This window comes from Dysosmobacter sp. (assembly GCF_034093755.1).
Classification (GTDB): domain Bacteria; phylum Bacillota; class Clostridia; order Oscillospirales; family Oscillospiraceae; genus Oscillibacter.
In genome coordinates this window covers 1-23,065 of sequence record NZ_JAXEBZ010000022.1, presented here as the reverse complement: position 1 = coordinate 23,065, position 23,065 = coordinate 1, and the positions used below count along the sequence as shown (strand labels likewise).

Sequence of the window (23,065 nt, the reverse complement as noted above, 5' to 3'; positions counted from 1 at the left end):
GGAAGGCGACGACCTGCGCCCGGTGTACTCCGATACAGTGGTCATCGGCACCGGTCGCCGGGGCGCAGACTGGCTGGAAAAGCTCTGCGCCGAACACCACATTGCCCACAAGCCCGGTACCGTGGACATCGGCGTCCGGGTGGAGTGCCGCAACGAGGTGATGGAAAAGGTGAACAAGGTGCTGTATGAATCCAAGCTCATCGGCTACCCCAAGCCCTGGAAGAACAAGGTGCGGACCTTCTGCCAGAATCCCGGCGGTTTTGTGGCGCAGGAAAACTACGACAACGATCTGGCGGTGGTCAACGGACACAGCTTTAAAGAGAAAAAGAGCGCCAACACCAATCTGGCGATCCTGGTGTCCCATAACTTTACCGAGCCCTTCAACCAGCCCATTGCCTACGCCCAGAAGGTGGGCGAGCTGACCAATATGCTGGCCAACGGCCAGATTCTGGTGCAGCGGTTCGGCGACATTCTGGACGGCAAGCGGACGTGGCAGAAGGAGCTGGCCCAGTCCAACCTGCGGCCCACACTGCCGGACGCCGTGGCCGGTGACATCACCGCCGCCATGCCCTACCGGGCCATGGTGAACATCATCAATTTCATCCAGGCCATGGATCACGTGGTGCCGGGCTTCGCCTCCTATGAGACGCTGCTCTACTCCCCGGAGCTGAAGTTCTACTCCAACCGGGTGAAGATGGACACGGACTTCAACACCAGCCTCCGGGGCCTCCACTGCCTGGGCGACAGCTCCGGCTGGACCCGGGGCCTCATGATGGCCTCCGTCATGGGTGTCCTCATGGGCCGCAGGATCGCCGAAGAGGGCTGACAGACCATCAAACGGCCTCCGGTTTTGAACCGGAGGCCGTTTTGCCCGTTTTGCCGGCAGATCCGCGGCCCGCAACCGGTGGTTGACGAAGTTCCACCCGCCCTTTTCTTGCTTTTTCCGCCGGCGGCGCGTACCATGAGGCTATCCAACGAAGGGAGGACGGAAGAATGGAACTTTCGGAAAAGCTGACGGTCCTGCGCCGCCGGGCGGGCCTGTCCCAGGAGCAGCTGGCGGACCGGCTGGGGGTCACCCGGCAGTCGGTGAGCAAGTGGGAGGGCGGAGCCGCCATGCCGGAGCTGGGAAAGCTGGTGGCGCTGGCGGACCTGTTCGGCGTCACGCTGGATGACCTGGTGCGGGAGGAGCGGGCGCTTCCGGAGCCGGGCGCTGCGGAGTCCCTGTCCCCGGAGCTGGCGGACCGGCTGGAGCAGAAGCTGGACGCCCTGACGGGGGACTGCCGGAGAAGCTGGGGGCCTTATTTCCAATACACCAGCAAGACCCGTATTCTTGGCCTTCCCCTGGTGTCCGTCCGGTTCGGCCGGGACCGTCATCCCAGCGAAAACACCCTGGCGGTGGGCGTCATCGCCGTGGGGAATTTCTCCGTGGGCGTGGTCAGTGTGGGACTCATCTCCGCCGGGGTGTTTTCCCTGGGGATGATCGCCTTCGGCCTGCTGGCCCTGGGCACGGTGTCCATAGGGTACGCGGCCCTGGGCGTCAGTGCCGTGGGGGTCTGCGCCGCCGGGGTGGCAGCGGCGAAAATCATTTGACTTGCAAGTCAAAAACTGCTACAATTCATACAGAATCATGAAAAGTGAGGTGAGAACATGGACGGCAGTAGCTGCAGTAGACGGGGAGACAATGGAACCATCCGGCGTCTGACGCGGGGCTGCGCCGCCTCCGTGTTCTGACGGCTTTTTTCGGTCTGCGCCGGATACCATTGTCTTCTGTGAAACTGCGCTGCATCGGCAAACTGGCAGGTGCGGAGTGAGGAAAACAGGCGGCAGTGGTATTTTTGCGCCCATTTTGCCGCTGCCTCTCCGCGCCCTCCTGCGCGGGACCCCGGAAAGGTCCCGTCGCAGAGTCTGATGAACGGAGGACAGAGACATGAATGGCAGGAAGAATTTGGAGCAGCAGGCGGTCCTGACCCGTCAGCCGGATTACCGGGAGGAGATCGCTGCGGTGATCCGCAGCAATCTGACGCCCCGGCTGATGCGGGAGAAGCTGCTGGGCTACCACGCCAACGATATTGCCGCGGTACTGGACCTGCTGAAGCGGGAGGAGCGGTTCAAGGTCTACCGGGTGCTGGGCCCGGAGACGCTGGCGGAGGTGCTGGAGTATTCGGAGTGCCGCCGGGAGTACCTGGGCGAGCTGGATTTCAAAAAGCAGGCGGAAATTCTCTCCCTGCTGGAGACGCCCACCGCCGTGGAGTACCTGCGGCAGGTGGAAAAGCCTGCCCGCAGCGCCCTGATCTCCCTGATGGCGGACGATGTGAAGCGGGAGATCTCCCTTCTCAGCTCCTTCGACGAGGAGGAGATCGGCAGCCGCATGACCACCAACTATATCGCCGTCCGGGCCGGCATCGGCGTGAGCCAGGCCATGCGGGAGCTGGTGGAGCAGGCGGCGGACAATGACAATATCTCCACCATTTACGTGGTGGACGAGGATGAGACGCTGCTGGGCGCCATCGACCTGAAGGACCTGATCATCGCCCGGGAGACAACGCCCCTCAGCGAGATCACCATGACCTCCTACCCCTATGTGTACGCCACGGAGCAGACGGAGGACTGTCTGGAGCGCATCCGGGACTACTCCGAGGACTCCGTGCCGGTGCTGGACTCCGAGAACCGGCTGAAGGGCGTGCTGACGGCCCAGGACATCACCCGGCTCATCGGCGAGGAGCTGGGGGAGGACTACGCCTTGCTGGCGGGCCTGTCGGCGGAGGAGGACCTGCGGGAGCCGGTGCGCCGGAGCGTGGGCAAGCGGCTGCCGTGGCTGATGGTGCTGCTGGGTCTGGGAATTCTGGTGTCCGGCGTGGTGGGCCTTTTTGAGCATGTGGTGGCCCATCTGGCGCTGGTGGTGTGCTTCCAGTCCCTGGTGCTGGACATGGCGGGCAACGTGGGCACCCAGTCCCTGGCCGTGACTATCCGGGTGTTGATGGACGAGCAGGTCAGCAGCCGGGAAAAGCTGTATCTGGTGGGAAAGGAGGCCCGGGTGGGCCTGACCAACGGCCTGGTGCTGGGGGTGCTGTCCTTCGGCGTCATCGGCCTCTATCTGATGGTGCTGCAGGGGAATCCGGCGGTGCTGTCCTTCTCTGTGTCCTTCTGCACCGGCGCGGCGCTGGCGGTGTCCATGCTGCTGTCCAGCGTGGCGGGCACGGTGGTCCCCATCCTGTTCAAGAAGATGAACGTGGACCCGGCGGTGGCCTCCGGCCCGCTGATCACCACCGTCAACGATCTGGTGGCCGTGGTGACGTATTACGGGCTGGCCTGGATGCTGCTGATCAACGTGATGGGCTTCTGAACCGCGCAAAAGTTGCGGATGCCACAGACAGAACGCCTTCTTTCTGGTAAATTAAAGGAGAAAAGGAGGCGGTCTTTGTGACGATATTCCGTTTGCTGGCTGTGCTGCTGGCACTGGCGGTTCCCACGGTGGTCTGGATGCTTCTGAACCGGAGCAGCAATGTGACCTCCTGCATCCACTGCGGCGAGTGCCTGCGGACAGGTGAGTGTACTCAGGTGAAAAAGCGGCGGCAGCGTCAGATGAAAAATGCGGCTGCCTGTCTTGACAAAAAGAACAAAAAGGATATAATAATTTCGGTAAAAGAGCAAAATCGCTGTGACAAAGACAGCTTTGCGAGACCGGCCAAGCGAGAGGGGGAACGGTGAAAGCCCCTTGCCTACGCCGCAAAGCAGCCACTTTGGAGCGGCCCGCGAGGAGCGGGACGGGTCATCTCCGTTACCGGATGGCTAAGATGCCCCTGCAAGGGGGATAATTAGGGTGGTACCGTGAAGCAAGCCTTCGCCCCTAACCGACAGGGGCGGAGGCTTTTTTAATGAAATGATTGCAAATTAATTTTAGGAGGAAACAACACTATGGCACATCCCTATTACGGGCTGAACGAACTCCGGGAGATGTTCCTCAGCTACTTCGAGAGCAAGGGCCACCTGCGTCTGCCCAGCTTCTCTCTGATCCCTCCCGCCAATGACAAGAGCCTGCTGCTGATCAACTCCGGCATGGCCCCCATGAAGACCTGGTTCACCCGGGAGGAGGAGCCTCCCCGGAACCGCGTCACTACCTGCCAGAAGTGCATCCGCACCGGCGATATTGAGAACATCGGCAAGACCGATCGCCACGGCACCTACTTTGAGATGCTGGGCAACTTCTCCTTCGGCGATTACTTCAAGAAGGAGGCCATTCCCTTCTGCTGGGAGTTTCTGACCGAAGTGGTGGGTCTGGAGAAGGACCGTCTGTATCCCACCATCTACCTGGATGATGACGAGGCCTTCGAGATCTGGAACAAGGTCATCGGCATCCCTGCCGACCACATCTTCCGCTTCGGCAAGGAGGACAACTTCTGGGAGCACGGCGCCGGCCCCTGCGGCCCCTGCTCCGAGGTGTACTATGACCGCGGCATTGAGCACGGCTGCGGCAAGCCCGGCTGCACCGTAGGCTGTGACTGCGACCGCTACATCGAGGTGTGGAACAACGTGTTCTCCCAGTTCGTCAATGACGGCGAGGGCAACTACTCCGAGATGAAGAACAAGAACATCGACACCGGCATGGGCCTGGAGCGTCTGGCCTGCGTGGTTCAGAACGTGAACTCCCTGTTCGATGTGGACACCGTCATGAACATCACCAACAAGGTCAGCGAGATCACCCACGCCCACTACGGCGAGAGCCACAAGACCGACGTGTCCCTCCGGGTGATCACCGACCATATCCGCTCCTCCGTCATGATGATCTGCGACGGCATCCTGCCCTCCAACGAGGGCCGGGGCTACGTGCTGCGCCGCCTGCTGCGCCGGGCCGCCCGCCACGGCAAGCTGCTGGGTGTGGACAAGCCCTTCCTCCACGAGGTGGTGGATACCGTGGTGCGGGAGAACGAGTTCGCCTATCCCGACCTGCGGGACAAGCAGACCTATATCACCAAGGTCATCCGCACCGAGGAGGAGAACTTCGCCAAGACCATCGACGGCGGCATGAAGATCTACAACGAGCTGCTGGCGGCCCACAAGGCCAGCGGCGAGACCGTGTTCTCCGGCGCCGACGCCTTCAAGCTGTATGACACCTTCGGCTTCCCCATCGACCTGACGGTGGAGATGGTGGAAGAAGAGGGCATGACCGTGGATCGCGCCGGCTTTGACCAGCTGATGGAGGAACAGCGGATCCGCGCCCGGAAGGCCCGGGAAGCCCTGGGTGACCTGGGCTGGGCCGGCATTGAGTTCGGCAGTGAGATGCCCGCCACCGAGTTCATCGGCTATGACCACACCGAGGCCGAGGGCAAGGTGCTGGCCATTGTGGCGGAGGAAGAGCTGCGGGACGAGGTAGCCGCCGGCGCTGAGGCCATCCTGGTGCTGGACCAGACCCCCTTCTACGCGGAAATGGGCGGCCAGGTGGCCGACCACGGCGTCATCACCGCCGCTTCCGGCGCGAAGTTTGAGGTGACCAACGTCCAGAAGAACAAGGGCGGCAAGTTCATGCACTCCGGCAAGGTGGTCAGCGGCCAGTTCGCGGTGGGCGAGACGGTCACCGCCTCCATCGACGTGACCCGCCGCAAGGCCATCATGCGTGCCCACACCGCTACTCATCTGCTGGACGCCGCCCTGAAGAAGGTTCTGGGCGATCATGTCCATCAGGCCGGCTCTCTGGTGGAGCCGGACCGCCTCCGCTTCGACTTCACCCACTTTGAGGCCATCACCCCCGCCCAGCTCAGCGAGATTGACCGCCTGGTCAATGACGCCATCCTGGAGGGCTACTCCGTGGTGACGGAGGTTCTGCCCATTGAGGAGGCCAGGAAGAAGGGCGCCGTTGCCATGTTCGGCGAGAAGTACGGCGACGTGGTCCGCGTGGTGGAGATGGGCGACTTCTCCATGGAATTCTGCGGCGGCACCCACCTGGACAACACCGCCAAGGCCGGTCCCTTCCGCATCAAGTCCGAGGCCTCCGTGGCCTCCGGCGTCCGCCGCATCGAGGCCACCGTGGGCAAGCAGACCCTGGAGACGGTGAACCGGAACCAGCAGGTGCTGTTCCACGCCGCCCAGATGCTGAAAACCACCCCCGGCGAGCTGGAGAGCAAGATTGACCAGCAGGTCAACGAGATGAAGGAGCTGCGCCATACGCTGGACAAGTTCAAGGCGGAGGCATCCCTGGGTGAGGCCCGCCAGTTCCTGACCGCTGCCAAGGACGTGAAGGGCCTGAAGGTCCTGACTGCCATCCGCAACGGCATGGACGCCAACGCCCTGCGCCAGATGGGCGACTTCCTGCGGGACAAGGAGCCCGGCGTGGTGGCGGTGCTGGCGTCTGCCAACGGCGAGAAGATCACCTTCCTGGCCGTCTGCGGCAAGGACGCCGTGAAGCAGGGCATCAAGGCCGGCGATCTGGTGAAGAGCGTCTGCGCCATCTGCGGCGGCAAGGGCGGCGGCAAGCCCGACAGCGCCATGGGCGGCGGCAGTGATCTGCTGAAGCTGGATGACGCCCTGGCCTCTGTGGACGATTTCGTGGCAGCCAGGCTGGGCTGAGATGCACGCTGCTGTCCGGGACCGCGTTCTATTTGCGGTCCTCGGGGTTCTCTGCCTGGCGCTGTCCTGTCATGACGGACAGCGCCGGGGGGAGTGCGTCCTGCCGGGTCCGGAAGCGGCGTATGACGCGCTGCTTCGCGGGGATACGTCCCTGCTGGCTGATGGGGCCGCGGAAAACTGGCGGTTCTGCCGGGAAGCCGGTGGACTGGAATATGGCTTTCAGGATCTGGACGGCGACGGCGGCGACGAGTTGCTGGTCCAGATGGAGGACTGTCCCGCCGGGATGAACGCGGTGTTCCATTACAACGGTGAGAGCATCGACTGCTGGGAACTGGACGCCGTGGAGATGACCGGCTGGTCGGAGCCGCTGGCGGACGGTACCATGGCCCGCATGTATTTTTACGGCGGCTGCCGGAATTACCGGATGTTCCGCTATGGACCGGACGGCAGCGAAATGGAAACCCATGTTTTCTTCGCCCGGGACGAGCTGATTTACCCGGAGGACCGTTCTCCCTGCCCGTACCATGAGATCGACGGCAGGGAGGTTACAGCTGACGAGTTTGACCGCTTTTTGCGGCAGGAATTTTTGGAAAAGCGGTGGCACCGGGAGGACTGGACTCCGGTCCCGGAGGCCGCTTCATAAAGTCCGCTATGGGCGAATGGCCCTGAAAATCGGAAAAGAAGGAGGTTTGCATCATGTCTGATTGTTTGTTCTGCAAGATCATTGCCGGGGAAATCCCCAGCAGCAAGGTGTATGAGGATGACCTGTGCCTGGCGTTCAACGACATCGCCCCCCAGGCGCCCACCCACTTTCTGGTGATCCCCAAGGCCCACATCGGCTCCGTGTCTGAGGTGAACGGCACCAACAGCGCCGTGGTGGCCCACATTTTTGAGGTCATCGCCAGGCTGGCCGCCGACATGGGCATGGACAGCTACCGCGTGGTCTCCAACATCGGCGACCAGGCGGGCCAGAGCGTCCATCACCTGCACTTCCATGTGCTGTCCGGCCGGGATATGACCTGGCCTCCCGGCTGAGCGCAGAAACCGCCTGTCAGAACGAGCCGCCCCTGCGTAAAGAGGGGCGGCTCTTATCTTCGTCAGTGTTTTCTGCGCTTTCCGACGGCAAACGCTGCGCTGGTTTGCCGTCGGAAGGGACGGGAATACGATTGGCAAAGTCCGCTTGATTCCGTTTCCGCCTGCGGCGAAAACTGCATCCGCTCCCTTGCTCCTCCTTTTCCATCAGCAAACGCTTCGCTGGTTTGCTGATGGAGGGGACGGGGATACGCCTTATAGAACGAGCCGCCCCTGCGTAAAGAGGGGCGGCTCTTATCTTCGTCGGTGTTTTCTGCGCTTTCCGACGGCAAACGCTGCGCTGGTTTGCCGTCGGAAGGGACGGGAATACGATTAGCAAAGTCCGCTTGATTACGTTTCCGCCTGCGGCGAAAACTGCATCCGCTTCCTTGCTCCTCCTTTTCCATCAGCAAACGCTTCGCTGGTTTGCTGATGGAGGGGACGGGGGATACGCCTTACAGAACGAGCCGCCCCTGCGTAAAGAGGGGCGGCTCGTTATTATCGTATGGTGCTCAGAGCTCCGGGGAGCCTGTGGAGCCAATCTCCTCCAGGGAGAGCTCCGGGAACGTGGAAAGGACGCTGGGATAGGTGATCTTCACCTTGCTGCCGGTGGCCTTGATGCTGACGGCCACATCGTAGTCATAGGCCACTTCGATCACCATCCCCTCGGATTCCATCTGCAGGGTGATGCCGAACACCATGGTCATGGCTTTCAGGTTTCCGGCGCGGTCGGTGGTGACGGTCATGACGATGTCGCTGATCTCCGCGTCGGCGGTAATCTCCTCGTCGGCCAGGGCGGAGAGGGCGTTGTCCATGTAGCCTGCCATGGCCTTGCCGATAACCACCGTGTAAACGCCGTTATTCTCCGTGATGGAGTCGATCATGGCCAGCCCGCTGACGTCCATGGCGCTGACGTCCACGGCCCTGGCCGATTCCAGCGCCTCCGTCTGATCAGGCGCCGCGTACTTGTAGCCCGTTTTCTCGCCGCCGCTGCCCATGCGGACATAGACGTAGCCGTCCTTGATCCACTCACTGATTTCCAGGGTTTCCCCCAGCAGATCGTAGCGCATGACAGAGGCCAGCCGGATCTTTTCCGGATTGGTGGTGTCCATCTGAATGCTGCTGGTGACGCCGGTGAACATGGTCTGGCTTTCCCCGGCGACGGTCATGGTCATATCCATCTTCGTGGTAGTGTCCATGTCGATGGCGGGGGAGTTCCTTTTGCTGGCGGCGGCGTTCATGGCCCGGTACAGCTCAATCTTCTCCGTCATGGGAGCGGCTGCGGCGGCGTCAATGGCGCCGCTTCTGATGAGGCTGTCCAGCAGGTAGGTGCTGCCGTCAGCCGTGTCGGCCGCCAGGGCCTGATAGGTGAGGGCAGCCAGATCATCCCGCAGGAAGGCGCCGGGGAACATGGAGGGGTCATAGAAGCCCTTCTCCCGGGCGAAGGTCAGGGCGTCGGCGTACTGGAAGTCCTGCCCGTCCTGATACCCCAAAGCCCGCAGGAGGAACACCACGTAGTTCTGGGTGCTGCAGGGCCGCTGGGAGGCGTAGGTGGTGGCGGTGTAGCCGTTGGTGATGCCGTTGGTGTACAGCCAGGCCACGTAGGGGGAGGTGAACTGGCTGACGTCGGTAAAGGGATGGCTGATTTTTCCGGCGGCGTAGTCGGCGTTGGCCTCCTCCTCCGCACCGTAGAGCCGCACCAGCATGATGGCGGCCTCGGAACGGGTGGGAGCCCGGTCCAGCTCAAATCCGCTGGCGGTGCCCCGGAACATGCCGATGGAGGACAGGTCCTCCGCCACGGCGTCAAAATCGGAAGCGGAAGCGGATGCGCACAGCGCCGCCGCCAGCAGCGCGGCGGTGAACAGGGTCGCCATAAAGCGCTTCATGAGATTGTCTCCTCTCAAATTGAAATGGTACTACTATAATAACTTCCGCGTTCTGGCTGGTCAAGTATTTGCGCTGGCTTTTTCCCAAAAGGTGCTGTAGAATTGAGTGAAGCCGTTTGGGTGAAAATACACAAGAGAATGCAACCGATTGGTAGCATTCAATCGAGGTGGTTTCATGTATTTTCAGCGTTTGGAAGATCTGCGCGTTGACCATGACAAGTCTCAGATCGAAATTGCAGAGTACCTGAACATGAACCGGAACGTCTATTGGCGCTACGAAAAGGGTCTGCGGGAGATCCCGGTGTGGGCGGTGATCAAGCTGGCGGAGTATTACCGCGTCAGCACCGATTACCTGCTGGGACTGACGGATGACCCGTCGCCCACAGAGCCATGAGAAAGCTGGCGGCGTTTTCTGCCGCCTTCTCCGCCGGAGTGTTTGCGGCCCGTTACCTGCTGCCCTGGGAATGGCAGCCGGCGGGCTGCGCCGCGATGCTGCTTCTGGCGCTGACCGGCTTTCTGCTCCGGGGACATGGGCGGCTGCGGATGGTGCTCATCTGCGGCGGCGCGGCCGCGGCGCTGTGCTGGAACTGGACCTATGAGTCGCTGGCGCGGTTTCCGGCGGAGCAGCTGGCCGGCACGGTCCGGACAGCGGTGCTGGTGACGGAGGATTACCCGGAGGAAACCACCGCCGGCGTGCGGGTTCCGGTGCGTCTGAAAGGGGAGGGCGTCCGCGTCCTGTACTACGGCGACAGCTCCCTGATGGGATTGCCGCCGGGCAGCGCGGTTTCCGGCCCTCTGGAATTCCGGCCCCTTCCTCAGACGGAAGACAAAAGCGCGGAACGGAGCTTTGCGGCACGGGGCATTTTCCTCCTGGCGGTTTCCGGCGGAGAGACGGTAACCGGCCGGGACAGCGTAGGCAGTCCCCGCTGGTGGCCGGTGGAGCTGAAGCAGGCCCTCAGCCGCCGGATTGCCCTGCTGTTCCCGGGAGACGAGGGCGCGTTTCTGACGGCGCTGTTCACCGGGGAAAAGGGGGCGCTGCCGGAAAAGCGCTGCACGGACCTGACCCAGGCGGGGATGCTGCATCTGCTGGCGGTGTCCGGGCTGCACTGCGGCTTTTTGCTGGCCCTGCTGCAGGGAATCGTGGGAAAGCACCGCAGGCGGCTGCTGGCGGCTCTGGGCGTCCCTCTGCTGGCGTTTTACGCCCTGATGACCGGCGGCACGCCGTCGGTGGTCCGGGCGGCTGTTGTGCTGACGTTTTTGCTGCTGGCGCCGGTGTTCGGCCGGGACAGCGACCCGCCTACGGCGCTGCTGACAGCTCTGATGCTGCTGTTGCTGTGGAACCCCTGCGCCGCATGGTCGGTCAGCCTGCAGCTCTCCTTCGCGGCGGCGGCAGGCATTCTGTGGCTGGCGCCGGGGCTGCTCCGGCTTCTGACGCGGGGGAGCGCCAACCGGCTGCGGCAGGCGGTGGCTTCCGGTCTCAGCGTCACCTTCGGGGCGCTGGCGTTTACCGCGCCGCTGTCGGCCTTCTGGTTCGGCATGCTTCCGCTGGTGTCGCCGCTGAGCAATCTGCTGTGCCTGCCGGTGATGGGCGTGATTTTCGCCTCGGGACTGCTGGCCCTGGGGCTGAGCGTGGTGTGGTTCCCGCTGGGGGCGCTGGCAGGCGCGGTTCCGGCGGCTCTCATCCGGTACGTGCTGTGGGCGGCGGAGATGCTGGCGGGGCTGCGGTATCACGCGGTGTATTTCACGAATCCGTATCTGAAATACTGGCTGGCGGGAACCTACGTCCTGCTGGGACTGGCGTGGGCGCTGAAAAAGCTGCCTGCCGTCAAATACCCGGCGGCAGCGGCGGTGAGCCTGGCGGCCCTGACGGCGGCGGTGCGGCTGGGCACGGTCCGGAGCGCCGCCGGAATGCTGGAGTTCACCGCCCTGGACGTGGGACAGGGGCAGTGCCTGATGGTGGCGTCGGCGGGGGAGTTCGCCCTCATCGACTGCGGCAGCGGCAACGCCTGGTATGACCCGGGCAACCTGGCGGCGGACGCCCTGCAGAGCGCCGGCTGCTTCCGGCTGGACAAGCTGTTTCTCACCCACTATGACACGGACCACATATCCGGCGTGACAGGGCTGCTGGACCGGATGGAGGTGGCCTGCATCGTGGCCCCGGAGGAGAAAGATGACGACGGCCTGCAGGCGGCTCTCCTGCAGGCGGCGGCGGACCACGGCACCGCCGTGGAGACCACCCGGATGAGGGTACTGCAGTACACTCTGGGAGAGGCGGAGATCACCGTTTACCCGCCCCTGGGAGAGCGGGATGACAACGAGCGGGGACTGACGGTTCTGGTGAGCGCCGGCGGGCAGGACATTCTGGTCACCGGCGACATGGACCGGGAGACGGAGCGGCTGCTTCTGCAGCATGTGGAGCTGCCGGACCTGGAGGTGCTGGTGGCGGGCCATCACGGCGCGGAGAATTCCACCTCTCCGGAGCTGCTGTACGTCACCATGCCGGAGCGGGTGGTCATCAGCGTGGGCAGCAACGCCTACGGCCATCCGGCGGCGGAGACGCTGGAACGCATTGAGCGCTGCGGCGGGGAGGTCCTGCGGACGGACCTGCTGGGCGATATCCATATTTCATTGAATTGAGGGAATCCACTATGGCATACGGCAAGAAAACCACAAACTCCAAAGGCGTGGAGGCCTACCGCCGGCTGAAAGCGGACCTGTCCGGCGGGGAGCCGGGCTGCGCCTACATTTTCTACGGCGAGGAGAGCTTCCTGCGGGAGCACTACCTGGGGGAGCTGCGGAAAAAACTGGTTCCGGCGGGCTTCGAGGAGTTCAACTACCACGCTCTGGAGGGGAAGGACACCGACGTGGAGACGGTGGCGGAAATGGCGGAGGCCATGCCCATGATGGCGGAGCGGACGCTGATCACCGTCACGGACATGGACCTGTTCAGGCTGAACGAGGACCAGCGGGAGAAGCTCATCGCCATGCTGGAGGACCTGCCGCCCTACTGCTGCATTGTGTTCGTCTACGATACGCTGGAGTACAAGCCCAACCGGACCATGAAGAGGCTCTGCGCCGCCATCGACAAGTATGTCAGCGCTGTGGAGTTCTGCCCCCAGGACAACAGCGACCTGGTGCCGTGGATTATCCGGCGGTTCCACAAAATGGACAAGGACATTGACCGCCAGACGGCGGAGTATCTCATCTTCATTTGCGGCGGCCTCATGACGGGCCTGGTGCCGGAGATTGCCAAAATCGGCACCTACGCCAGGGGGAAGACCATCACCCAGCGGGACATTGACGCCGTGGCGGACCCGGTGCTGTCGGCGGAGGTGTTCAAAATGTCCGACGCGGTGCTGAAGGGGGACTACAACGAGGCGGCCCGGCTGCTGGGGGACCTGCTGAAAATGCAGACGGAGCCCATTCAAATCACGGCGGCTCTGGGCAGCCAGCTGCGGCGCATCTACACCGCCCGGCTGGCCATCGACAGCGGCAAGGACAAGTACTGGCTCATGGAGCTGTGGGGCATGAAATCCGATTACCCGGTGAAGCTGTGGCTGGCCGCCGCCAAACGGGCGGACCGGGACTGGTGCGCCGACGCGGTGAAGCAGTGCCAGACACTGGACCTGCGGCTGAAAAGCGAGCGGGGCATTGACGCGGTGGGCGAGCTGAAGCTACTGCTGGTGCGTCTGGGGGCGAAGCGGAAATGAGACGGATCCGGGAGGTCATCGTGGTGGAGGGGCGGTATGACAAAAACACCCTCTCCCAGGTGGTGGACGCCACCATCGTCACTCTGGGGGGCTTTTCCGTGTTCAATGACCGGGAAAAGGTGGCGCTGCTGCGCCGCCTGGGCAGCCGGCGGGGGCTGATTCTGCTGACGGACAGCGACGGCGCCGGCTTCCAGATCCGCGGATACCTGAAAAGCGTTCTCCCCGGCCAGCAGCTGAAGCAGGCCTATATCCCGGATGTGTACGGCAAGGAGCGCCGCAAGCGCGCCCCCGGCAAGGAGGGAAAGCTGGGGGTGGAGGGCATGCGGCCGGAGGTGCTGCTGGAGGCCCTGCGCCGGGCCGGCGCCACCTTCGAGGACGAAGAAACCCCGGCGCCCTCCGCCGGCGGAACCGTCACCAAGGCGGACCTGTTTGCCTGGGGCCTCTCCGGCGGCCCGGGGGCGGCGGAACGGCGGCAGGCGCTGCTGCGCCGCCTGGAGCTGCCGGAGCGCCTGTCCGCCAACGGCATGCTGGAGGCGCTGAACCTGCTCTATACAAAAGAAGAACTGCGGGCTGTTGTGGAGCAGCTGCCCTGAACCCATCCCCGGACACGGCTCCGGGGATGGGTTTTTTCGGATTCGACGACGATTGACAGATCATAACCCGGGTTGATGCTATGATAGTGACACGAGGTTCCATAACACGATAACACGACGATCTGAGATCTGGAAAGGGGGAACCGTCTTGCGGGAGATTTTCATCGGCGAGAGGTACATCAGGAACCGGTGGTACGAATACTACCTGCTGGTTGAGACAGGGGAACGCGGCCGGAAACAGTACGGGGTGAAAATTGCCTCCGACGGAGATGAGGCCGCTCTGCGGGACGTAACCGTCTCCCGGCAGGATATCCAGACCCTGGGAGAGCTGCTGATGGAGTTTCTGGTGACGCCGGTCTCCCTGCGGGACGTGGTGGAGGACTGGCTTGCGCGGGATTGAGGCTTCCGCCGCTTTTGTGCGGGATTCCCCTTGCAATTTCGGACAGGCTTCGGTATAATGGTGCCTAATTCATTACCGGAAGAGAAGGGAATGACGGCTTATGGCAGAAGAGATCAGAACCACGCAGGAGGAAGCGTCCGAGAGCAAGAACTTCATCCATGCGTTTATCGACGAGGACATCGCCCCCGGCGGCCAGTTTGAGGGCATGACGGTCCATACCCGGTTCCCGCCGGAGCCCAACGGCTACCTCCACATCGGCCACTGCAAGGCCCTGACCATCGACTTCGGCACCGCCGAAAAGTACGGCGGCCTGTGCAACCTGCGGATGGACGACACCAACCCCACCAAGGAGGACGAGGAGTTTGTGGAGGCCATCAAGGAGGACATCCACTGGCTGGGCTTTGACTGGGACGACCGCTTTTTCTACGGCTCCGACTATTTTGAGGAGGATTACCGCCAGGCGGTGGGCCTGATCAAAAAGGGCCTGGCCTACGTCTGCGAGCTGACGCCGGAGCAGTTCAGGGAGTACCGCGGCAGCATCGGCGTGCCTGCCAGAAGCCCCTACCGGGACCGCCCCGTGGAGGAGAGCCTGGACCTGTTTGCCCGGATGCGGGCAGGGGAGTTCCCCAATGGCGCCATGACGCTGCGGGCCAAGATCGACCTGGCCTCCGGCAACTTCAACATGCGGGACCCGGTGCTCTACCGCATCAACCACATGCACCATCACCGCCAGGGCGACAAGTGGTGCATCTATCCCATGTATGACTTCGCCCACCCCATCCAGGACGCACTGGAGGGCATTACCCACAGCCTCTGCTCGCTGGAGTTTGAGGCCCACCGTCCCCTGTACAACTGGGTGGTGGAGAACTGCGACCTGCCCAGCAAGCCCCGGCAGATTGAGTTTGCCCGCCTGGGCATTGACCATACCGTCATGAGTAAGCGGAAGCTGCGGGCCCTGGTGGAGGGCGGCAAGGTCTCCGGCTGGGACGATCCCCGGATGCCCACCCTGTGCGGCCTGCGCCGCCGGGGCTATACCCCCCGGTCCATCCGCAACTTCTGCGACCGCATCGGCGTGGCCAAGTCCGCCAACGTGGTGGAGTACAGCTTCCTGGAGCACTGCCTGCGGGAGGACCTGAATGAGACGGCCCGGCGGGTCATGGCCGTTACCCACCCCGTCAGACTGACCATTACCAACTACCCCGAGGGGGAGAGTGAGACCGTCACCGTGGAGAACAACCCCGTGGACCCCGCTGCCGGCACCCGTCAGGTGTCCTTCTCCCGCCATCTGTGGGTGGAGGCCGACGATTTCCTGGAGACTCCCGTGCCCAAGTACAAGCGCCTGTTCCCCGGCGGCCCCGAGTGCCGTCTGAAGGGCGCCTACCTCATCACCTGCACCGGCTGCGTCAAGGACGCGGAGGGCAACGTGACGGAGGTGCTGTGCGAGTATGACCCGGAGAGCCGGGGCGGCGATCCCGCCGACGGCCGCAAGGTGAAGGGCGCCACCATCCACTGGGTGGACGCCGCCACCGCCGTGGACGCCGAGGTCCGTCTGTATGACAACCTGTTCACCGACGCGGACCCGGACGGCGCGGACAAGAACTTCCTGGACTGCCTGAATCCCGACTCCCTGCAGGTTCTCACCGGCTGCAAGGTGGAGGCCAGCCTGGCTGACGCCGCGGCGCCTGCCAGCTTCCAGTTCATGCGTCTGGGCTATTTCTGCCTGGACAACAAGGACTCCCGGCCCGGCCATCTGGTGTTCAACCGCAGCGTGTCCCTGAAGGACGGCTTCAAAAAGTAAATCAAAAAGCCTGTCCCGAAAGGGACAGGCTTTTTGCGCCTTTTTCGGGAGCCTGTCACAGGTCCAGCGGCTCCTTGAGACAGTAGAACGTCATGGTGGCGGTGCCCACCAGCGTTCCGTTCTGGTCCGTGAGGGTGACGTCATACACGCTGACGGTGCTGCCGTATTTCACTTCCCGGGCCTCGGCGGTAATGGTGTCGCCCACCATGCCGCCCCGGAGGAAGTTGTACGCGGCGTTCAGCGTCACGCATTTGTAGCCCCGGGACACGGCGGCGGAGCCGCAGGCGGTGTCCGCCAGGGCGAACAGAACCGCGCCGTGGGCGCGGCCCACCGGGTTGGTGTCATCCTCCTCAATGGTTTTGACGGCTTTTGCGTAGCCCTCCCGGATCTCCTCCACAAAGATGCCCATCTTTTGGGCGAAGCGGGAGCGGTTGTTGCGGTATCTGGCGATCTCTCCGTAATCCATGGTGCGGCCTCCTTCGTATTTCTGAGGCCATCATACGCCGAAACGGAGAGAAGGTCAAACCTTTTCCGCCTCAGAGGTTTTTGCGGATGGTGTTGATGGCGCCTTTCTCCAGCCGGGAGACCTGGGCCTGGGAGATGCCCACCTCGGCGGAGACCTCCATCTGGGTCTTGCCCTCGTAAAACCGCAGGGAGAGGATGCGCCGCTCCCGCTCATCCAGCTTCCGCACCGCCTCCTTCAGGGCGATGCGGTCAATCCAGTTCTCGTCGGTGTTGCGGTTGTCCCGCACCTGGTCCATGACGCACAGGGAATCGCCGCCGTCGGAGTAGACCGGCTCGTAGAGCGACACCGGGTCCACCACCGCGTCCATGGCGAATACCACGTCCTCCCGGGGAATCCCCAGCTCCCGGGCGATCTGCTCCACGGTCGGCTCCCGCTGGTTCTGGGCCACCAGCCGCTCCCGGGCCTGCAGCACCCGGTAGGCCGTGTCCCGCATGCTGCGGGAGACCCGGATGGCGCTGTTGTCCCGCAGATACCGGCGGATCTCCCCGATGATCATGGGCACGCCGTAGGTGGAAAAGCGCACCGGCTGGGAGATGTCGAAATTGTCAATGGCTTTGATGAGCCCCACGCAGCCCACCTGAAAGAGATCGTCCACATTCTCGCCCCGGCCGGTGAACTTCTGGATCACAGACAGCACCAGCCGCAGATTTCCCTCAATGAGCTGCTGCCGGGCGTTCTGATCGCCTGCCTGATACTGCCGCAGCAGCGCCATGGTCTCCTCGTTTTTCAGCACCTTCAGCCGCGATGTGTTCACGCCACAGATCTCCACTTTTCCCTGCATGATAACCGCCCCCTTGCGCCGGATAAGCCGGCGGAAACAGTATGGGCGGCGGGGGGAGTTTCTATACTGTCGCGGCGTGACGAAAAAGGTCCGGCCTGCCGGCGGGAATAGGACATTCCGCCGGGCGCATAGGCTTCTGACAGGGGGTGGAGGTCATGCAGTGCAGGATGCGGGATATGCAGTGCAAGGAAGTGATCAACGTCTGCGACGGCTGCCGGCTGGGCTACGTGGGAGACGTGGAGATCAAGCTGCCGGAGGGGCAGGTCTGCGCCATCATCGTTTACGGGCGGTGCCGCTTTTTCGGCCTGTTCGGCAGGGGGGAGGAGTTCTACATTCCCTGGGAGTGCATCCAGCGGATCGGGGATGACATCATCCTCATCGACAAGCCCTTCCAACGGCGGGACCCGCAGCTGGAGCGGAAGCGGCGGAGAAGATTTTAAAACGGGCCGGAAGCGAAAATTTCGGAGAAATGCCGGAATTTTCGCTTGTTTTTTGGCAAATAGCACTTGCATCCGGCCAAGTCTTATGGTATTATATTTCAGCATTCCGCATAGCCGCGGACTTTCTGTCTGTGCCGGAAACGGTTGGCAGGGAGAATGAGGCGGTTAGAGGTACAAACTAAATTTGATTTGGAGGAACAGAACACAATGGCAAATTCTAACGTCGTTTCCATGAAGGCCCTGCTGGAGGCGGGCGTCCACTTCGGTCACCAGACCCGTCGCTGGAACCCCAAGATGGCTCCCTATATCTACACCGAGCGCAACGGCATCTATATCGTGGACCTGCAGAAGACCGTCCGCAAGCTGGAAGAGGCTTACAGCTTCGTCCGTGAGCTGTCCGCCAGCGGCAAGTCCCTGCTGTTCGTGGGCACCAAGAAGCAGGCTCAGGAGGCCATCCGCGAGGAGGCTACCCGCTGCGGCCAGTACTATGTCAACGCCCGTTGGCTGGGCGGCATGATGACCAACTTCAAGACCATGCGCACCCGTGTGGACCGTCTGAACCAGCTGAAGACCATGCAGGAGGACGGCACCTTTGATATGCTGCCCAAGAAGGAAGTCATGAAGCACCTGGGCGAGATCGCCAAGCTGGAGAAGTATCTGGGCGGCGTGAAGGAAATGCGCACTCTGCCCGGCGCCCTGTTCATCGTGGACACCCGCAAGGAGCGCAACGCCATCGCCGAGGCCCACAAGCTGGGCATCCCCGTTGTGGCCATCGCCGACACCAACTGCGATCCCGACGAGATCGACTATGTCATCCCCGGCAACGACGACGCCATCCGCGCCATCAAGCTGATCTCCTCTGTCATGGCCAACGCCGTGCTGGAGGGCAAGCAGGGCGAGCAGATGGAAGAGGCCGCCGAGGAGAAGGCTGAGTAATCCAGCCCGGATTTCTGACAACACCGGAGAGAAGGCTCTCCCATTCTGATATTGGAGGAATTGAAAATGGCATTTACCGCTATGGATGTGAAGACCCTGCGCGAGATGACCGGCGCCGGCATGATGGACTGCAAGAAGGCCCTGACCGCCTCCGACGGTGACATGGACAAGGCTGTGGAGTGGCTGCGCGAGAAGGGCATTGCCGCTTCCGCCAAGAAGGCCTCCCGCATTGCCGCCGAGGGCATGGCTTACGCCGCCGTGATCGACGGTGTGGGCGTTGTGGTTGAGGTCAACGCCGAGACCGACTTCGTGGGCAAGAACGAGAAGTTTGTGGACTTTGTCAAGGGCGTGGCCGCCACCGTGGCCAAGGAGGCTCCCGCCGACCTGGACGCCCTGATGGCCTGCAAGTATGACGGCACCGACCTGACCGTCACCCAGCAGCAGCAGGAGATGGTTCTGGTCATCGGCGAGAACATCAAGGTCCGCCGCTTTGCCCGTTTTGCTGACGGCGTGTCCGTTCCCTATATCCACGCCGGCGGCAAGATCGGCGTGCTGGTGAACCTGGAGGTCGAGGGCGGCGTTGACGCCACCGAGATCGGCAAGGACGTTGCCATGCAGATCGCCGCTCTGAATCCCCGTTTCTGGGACAAGTCCCAGGTGACCCAGGAGGTGCTGGATCAGGAGAAGCACATCATGATGGTCCAGATGGCCAACGATCCCAAGATGGCCGGCAAGCCCGAGCAGGTCCGCGAGAAGATCGTCATGGGCAAGCTGAACAAGTTCTACGCCGAGAACTGCCTGCTGCAGCAGGAGTTCGTGAAGGACGGCAGCATGAGCGTCGAGAAGTATATCGCCTCCGCTGCCAAGGCTCTGGGCGGCAAGGTGTCCTTCAAGGACGCCGTCCGCTTCGAGAAGGGCGAGGGCATCGAGAAGAAGCAGGAGAACTTCGCTGCCGAGATCGCTTCCATGGTGAAGTAAGCGCTCCCCGCAAAAGAGCAACGAGAGAGCCGGGACATTTGTCCCGGCTCTCTTTGCGTCCGGCGGGGGACTGTAAAATTTGATAAAGCGATTTCCATATGCCAAAAGGTATGCTATAGTAAGGGTATCACAAAACAAAGGAGAGGATTGAGTATGGGAAACGTGATCGGGTTTTACGCGGGCGGCGCTGTGATGTCGGTGATCTCGTCCGCGGTGATGACGCTGCTGTTTGCCGCCATTGTCTTTGTGGTGGGCAGATTCATCATCCGCAAGCTCCTGGAACTGCTGGAGAAGAGCAAGGCTCTGGGGCGGCTGGAGGGCGAGGTCCGGACCTTCACCCTCAGCTTCGTGAAGATCGCACTGTATGTGCTGCTGCTGATCTGCGTCATCGGCATTCTGGGCGTTCCCATGGCCTCCGTGGTGACGGTGCTCGCCTCCGCCGGCGTGGCCATCGGCCTTGCGCTGCAGGGCGCCCTGTCCAACCTGGCAGGCGGCATCATGCTGATGGTGTTCAAGCCCTTCAAGCTGGGTGACTATGTGGACGCCGCCGGCGTCTCCGGCGTGGTGAAGGAAGTGACGCTGTTCTACACCGTCATCATGACGCTGGACAACAAGCGGATTACCGTGCCCAACGGCAGCCTGATGAATACCAACGTGGTGGATTATTCCTCCGCGGAGCTGCGCCGGGTGGACCTGACCTTCGCCTGCGCCAAGTCTGAGGCGCCGGCCAGAATTCAGGAGATCATGCAGCAGGTCATGGCGGAGCAGGAGAAGGTGCTGTCCCAGCCGGACGCCCCCTTTGCCCGCCTCAGCGGCGGCACCAACGAGGCCATGGAGTTCACCGTCCGGGCCTGGTGCAAAAACGAGGACTACTGGGCGGTGTACTTTGACCTGACCCAGAAGATCACCGAGGCGCTGGCCGCCGCCGGCGTGCAGGCGCCTGCCGTCCGCGTGGTGTCTGAGGGAAAGTAATGGGGCGGTGCCCCGTACGCCCCTGACCCGGCCGAGCCGGAAGCACTGTAAAAAATGCCCCACCGTGCGGGAGAACCGCACGGTGGGGCATTTTGTCACCGGTCGAAGCTGGGGTTGATATAGTAGATGTTTTTTTCGTCCAGCCGGTCCTTGACCAGCCGCAGTCCCTCGCCGAAGCGCTGGAAGTGGACGATCTCCCGAGCCCGCAGGAACCGGATGACGTCGTTGACGTCCGGGTCATCGGACAGCCGCAGAATATTGTCGTAGGTCACGCGGGCCTTCTGCTCTGCTGCGACCGTGTAAGAACAACCTGCCGTTATTTGCCGCCGCCGGAAACCTCCAAATCGGCGCTGGAAAAGTCCGTGGGGCCGATGTGCTCCCGGATGAAGCCGTCCCGCTGCCATTCGGGGCCGGCCTCCAGCAGCTGAAGAAGCAGCTCCTGGGCCTCCTGCTTTTTGAGACTATGGACGTACCGGATCAGCTTGTTGGACAGCTCCTCCTGATGGCGTCTCCATTTTTCCTCCAGTTTCCCAACATCCGCAAAGTATTTCTCGGCCTCCTCCGGGTATGCGGCAAAGAACACAGCCACCATATGCTTGCAGACGGTCCGTTTGCCGGCGGCGTGGGGACAGGTGCAGGAGGACCGGCGCAGATGCTCCAGATCGATGGTGACGCTGTACGGCGCATCTCCGTTTCCGTCCACAGTGGCCTGGAAACGCTTGTCTCCGAGCCGTTCCAGGTTCGACACTTTTCCACTCTCGAAATACTCATATCCGCGCCAGCGGGATTCCATACTGGATGCAGTCATCAGGCTCATAGTATCGCTCCTTTTCTGTTTGATGGGTTCTGCTTCGCAGCGGGGAGAAAGCTGTTCCCTACAGGGGTCAGACGGCGGTTTTCTGCCGTGGGGTCCTCAGTTTTCAACGATTATAGCATTCCGCCCGTCAGATAGCAACATCCATTGCTTTACAATGCCTCGCTTTTTTGCCTGCTGCGCAGTCCAAAAAGCTGCCGCTGCGCAGGCTTTTTGCAGGCATTCGATTCCACACGAGGGGGCTCCCGCCCCCTCGTACTCCCCCTGCGAAACAACCCCCTTTATCCCCAAAAGGAGGTTCTTTGACAAGCTGCACGCCCCCCGATTCCGCGAATCGGGGGGCGCTGCTGATGAGGTGGGGGCTGTGGGGTTATTCCAGACAGCTGTTGAAGATGCTGACGATATCGTCCCGGTTCAGCAGGCAGAAGGACCGCTTGGCGATGCCGCTGACGCGGACCGCCTCCTCCGCCATCACTTCAAAGTGCTCCGGGCCGATGCCCACCTCTTTCAGGGTGGCGGGCATGCCCAGCTCCCGGAAGAAGGCGGCGGTTCTGTCGATGCCCTCCAGGGCTGCCTTCCGGGGGTCCGGCTCCTCCACGGCCCAGACGTTCCGGGCGAACATCACGAACCGGTCCAGGGTCTTGTCATTCAGCACGTAGCGCATCCACGCGGGGGTGACAATGGCCAGTCCGACGCCGTGGGTGATGTCGTAATAGGCGCTCAGCTCGTGCTCCATGGGGTGGCAGGACCAGGCGCCGCCCTTGCCTACGGTGAGCAGGTGGTTGAGGGCAATGGAGCTGGCCCACATCAGGTTGGAGCGGGCCTCGTAGTCGTCCGGCGTTTTCAGGGCGATGGGGCCGTATTTGATGCAGGTTTTCAGCACGCTCTCGGAAAAGCGGTCGGTGAGGAAGGCCTCGTTGTTGGGCTGGAAATACTGCTCCATCACGTGGGACATGATGTCCACCGTGCCGGCGGCGGTCTGCTTCGGCGGCAGCGTGAACAGGTAGGTGGGGTCGCAGATGGAGAGGGTGGGGTAGAGGTTGGGGGCGTTCAGCTCCAGCTTCTCGTTGGTCTCGGGATTGCTGATCACCGCCGCGTTGTCCATCTCCGAGCCGGTGGCGGCGATGGTGAGTACCACGGCGATGGGCAGCACCTTCGTGACCTTGCTGTGGCCGATGACCAGATCCCAGGGATCGCCGTCGTAGAAGGCGCCGCAGGCGATGTTCTTGGAGGCATCAATGCAGCTGCCGCCGCCTACGGAGAGCACCATGTCGATCTGATGCTCCTTGCACAGGGCCACGCCTTTGCGGACGGAGTCGATCTTGGGGTTGGGTTCGATTCCCGGCAGTTCATAAACCGTAAAGTCCTTCAGCAGGGAGCAGACCTTGTCATAAATGCCGTTTTTCTTGATGCTGCCGCCGCCGTAAACCAGCAGAACCCGGGATAAAGTACAATAAAGGACCTGTTGACAAAAACGAAAATTCTGCCGAAACCCGCGGCGGGTCTGGCAGAACAGGAGATTTGGAGATAGAAAAAGACGGCATTTACCATCCTCTTAAGGTTTAGGGCCATGGCAGCAAGGAGGCATTCTTCCGTCGC

At 62.4% G+C, this 23,065-nt stretch carries 23 protein-coding genes and 1 pseudogene; 17 read left to right on the top strand and 7 right to left on the bottom strand.

All coding sequences use genetic code 11. The annotated features are described in order from the left end of the window. The 7 genes from SOX55_RS02805 to SOX55_RS02775 all read left to right on the top strand — a co-directional run. The coding region (locus tag SOX55_RS02805; RefSeq protein ID WP_442873603.1) for an NAD(P)/FAD-dependent oxidoreductase at positions 1 to 826 on the top strand (826 nt) is incomplete at its 5' end. Between the two features lie 167 nt (positions 827 to 993). Then, a complete protein-coding gene (locus SOX55_RS02800) occupies positions 994 to 1,590 on the top strand; it encodes a helix-turn-helix transcriptional regulator (RefSeq protein WP_325285914.1) in 597 nt (198 codons plus the stop codon). Positions 1,591 to 1,927: 337 nt separating this feature from the next. Further along, the gene (gene mgtE / locus SOX55_RS02795; RefSeq protein ID WP_325285913.1) at positions 1,928 to 3,343 is read left to right on the top strand and encodes a magnesium transporter; all 1,416 of its coding nucleotides are present in this window, start codon (positions 1,928 to 1,930) and stop codon (positions 3,341 to 3,343) included. 92 nt (positions 3,344 to 3,435) lie between these two features. Beyond that, the gene (locus SOX55_RS02790; RefSeq protein ID WP_325285912.1) at positions 3,436 to 3,708 is read left to right on the top strand and encodes a hypothetical protein; all 273 of its coding nucleotides are present in this window, start codon (positions 3,436 to 3,438) and stop codon (positions 3,706 to 3,708) included. A 207-nt stretch (positions 3,709 to 3,915) separates the two neighbouring features. Beyond that, entirely contained in the window at positions 3,916 to 6,561 is a 2,646-nt protein-coding gene (gene alaS / locus SOX55_RS02785) for an alanine--tRNA ligase (protein ID WP_325285911.1), read from the top strand. Between the two features lies 1 nt (position 6,562). After that, a complete protein-coding gene (locus SOX55_RS02780) occupies positions 6,563 to 7,204 on the top strand; it encodes a hypothetical protein (RefSeq protein WP_325285910.1) in 642 nt (213 codons plus the stop codon). 53 nt (positions 7,205 to 7,257) lie between these two features. Beyond that, entirely contained in the window at positions 7,258 to 7,596 is a 339-nt protein-coding gene (locus SOX55_RS02775; protein WP_325285909.1) for a histidine triad nucleotide-binding protein, read from the top strand. A 62-nt stretch (positions 7,597 to 7,658) separates the two neighbouring features. Here SOX55_RS02775 and SOX55_RS02770 read toward each other — a convergent pair whose 3' ends face one another. Then, positions 7,659 to 8,039, bottom strand: coding sequence for a hypothetical protein (locus SOX55_RS02770; protein WP_325285908.1), 381 nt, complete (start codon positions 8,037 to 8,039; stop codon positions 7,659 to 7,661). Positions 8,040 to 8,144: 105 nt separating this feature from the next. Then, entirely contained in the window at positions 8,145 to 9,518 is a 1,374-nt protein-coding gene (locus tag SOX55_RS02765; protein ID WP_325285907.1) for an S-layer homology domain-containing protein, read from the bottom strand. A gap of 175 nt (positions 9,519 to 9,693) precedes the next feature. Between SOX55_RS02765 and SOX55_RS02760 the strand changes: the two genes are divergently transcribed. The 6 genes from SOX55_RS02760 to SOX55_RS02735 all read left to right on the top strand — a co-directional run bounded on the left by SOX55_RS02760 (position 9,694) and on the right by SOX55_RS02735 (position 16,019). Then, complete coding sequence (locus SOX55_RS02760) at positions 9,694 to 9,912, top strand: helix-turn-helix domain-containing protein (protein WP_325285906.1); 219 nt, start codon at positions 9,694 to 9,696, stop codon at positions 9,910 to 9,912. After that, positions 9,909 to 12,155: a DNA internalization-related competence protein ComEC/Rec2 gene (locus SOX55_RS02755; RefSeq protein ID WP_325285905.1), complete on the top strand. Its 2,247-nt coding sequence runs from the start codon at positions 9,909 to 9,911 to the stop codon at positions 12,153 to 12,155. The genes SOX55_RS02760 and SOX55_RS02755 overlap by 4 nt, the downstream gene beginning before the upstream one ends. An 11-nt stretch (positions 12,156 to 12,166) precedes the next feature. After that, positions 12,167 to 13,228 carry a DNA polymerase III subunit delta gene (gene holA / locus SOX55_RS02750; protein ID WP_325285904.1) on the top strand — a complete coding sequence of 354 codons (1,062 nt, stop codon included), beginning with the start codon at positions 12,167 to 12,169 and terminating at the stop codon, positions 13,226 to 13,228. Then, entirely contained in the window at positions 13,225 to 13,821 is a 597-nt protein-coding gene (locus tag SOX55_RS02745) for a toprim domain-containing protein (protein WP_325285903.1), read from the top strand. Before holA ends, SOX55_RS02745 begins: the two co-directional genes overlap by 4 nt. A gap of 148 nt (positions 13,822 to 13,969) precedes the next feature. Further along, positions 13,970 to 14,221, top strand: coding sequence for a DUF6514 family protein (locus tag SOX55_RS02740; RefSeq protein ID WP_325285902.1), 252 nt, complete (start codon positions 13,970 to 13,972; stop codon positions 14,219 to 14,221). Between the two features lie 100 nt (positions 14,222 to 14,321). Beyond that, complete coding sequence (locus tag SOX55_RS02735; protein ID WP_325285901.1) at positions 14,322 to 16,019, top strand: glutamine--tRNA ligase/YqeY domain fusion protein; 1,698 nt, start codon at positions 14,322 to 14,324, stop codon at positions 16,017 to 16,019. 55 nt (positions 16,020 to 16,074) lie between these two features. On the opposite strand, the gene SOX55_RS02730 is transcribed toward SOX55_RS02735, so the two are convergent. Together SOX55_RS02730 and sigG are read right to left on the bottom strand one after the other, a co-directional pair. Then, on the bottom strand, positions 16,075 to 16,485 hold the full coding sequence (locus SOX55_RS02730) for a PaaI family thioesterase (RefSeq protein ID WP_325285900.1): 411 nt from the start codon (positions 16,483 to 16,485) through the stop codon (positions 16,075 to 16,077). Positions 16,486 to 16,555: 70 nt separating this feature from the next. Further along, on the bottom strand, positions 16,556 to 17,326 hold the full coding sequence (sigG, locus tag SOX55_RS02725) for an RNA polymerase sporulation sigma factor SigG (protein WP_325285899.1): 771 nt from the start codon (positions 17,324 to 17,326) through the stop codon (positions 16,556 to 16,558). A gap of 155 nt (positions 17,327 to 17,481) precedes the next feature. Between sigG and SOX55_RS02720 the strand changes: the two genes are divergently transcribed. From SOX55_RS02720 to SOX55_RS02705, 4 genes are all read left to right on the top strand, one after another. Beyond that, positions 17,482 to 17,766, top strand: coding sequence for a YlmC/YmxH family sporulation protein (locus SOX55_RS02720; protein WP_325285898.1), 285 nt, complete (start codon positions 17,482 to 17,484; stop codon positions 17,764 to 17,766). A gap of 207 nt (positions 17,767 to 17,973) precedes the next feature. Further along, complete coding sequence (rpsB, locus tag SOX55_RS02715) at positions 17,974 to 18,702, top strand: 30S ribosomal protein S2 (RefSeq protein WP_325285897.1); 729 nt, start codon at positions 17,974 to 17,976, stop codon at positions 18,700 to 18,702. Positions 18,703 to 18,768: 66 nt separating this feature from the next. Further along, entirely contained in the window at positions 18,769 to 19,680 is a 912-nt protein-coding gene (gene tsf / locus SOX55_RS02710; protein WP_325285896.1) for a translation elongation factor Ts, read from the top strand. Positions 19,681 to 19,833: 153 nt separating this feature from the next. Further along, complete coding sequence (locus SOX55_RS02705; protein ID WP_325285895.1) at positions 19,834 to 20,652, top strand: mechanosensitive ion channel family protein; 819 nt, start codon at positions 19,834 to 19,836, stop codon at positions 20,650 to 20,652. Between the two features lie 95 nt (positions 20,653 to 20,747). Here the strand turns inward: SOX55_RS02705 and SOX55_RS02700 are convergent. The 3 genes and pseudogenes from SOX55_RS02700 to SOX55_RS02690 form a co-directional block, all read right to left on the bottom strand. Next, a pseudogene (locus tag SOX55_RS02700) lies at positions 20,748 to 20,948 on the bottom strand (manganese catalase family protein); the annotation flags it as partial. A 20-nt stretch (positions 20,949 to 20,968) separates the two neighbouring features. Next, a complete protein-coding gene (locus tag SOX55_RS02695; protein ID WP_325285894.1) occupies positions 20,969 to 21,355 on the bottom strand; it encodes an SWIM zinc finger family protein in 387 nt (128 codons plus the stop codon). Between the two features lie 481 nt (positions 21,356 to 21,836). Next, positions 21,837 to 22,901, bottom strand: coding sequence for an iron-containing alcohol dehydrogenase (locus tag SOX55_RS02690; protein WP_325285915.1), 1,065 nt, complete (start codon positions 22,899 to 22,901; stop codon positions 21,837 to 21,839). Between the last annotated feature and the right edge of the window lie 164 nt (positions 22,902 to 23,065).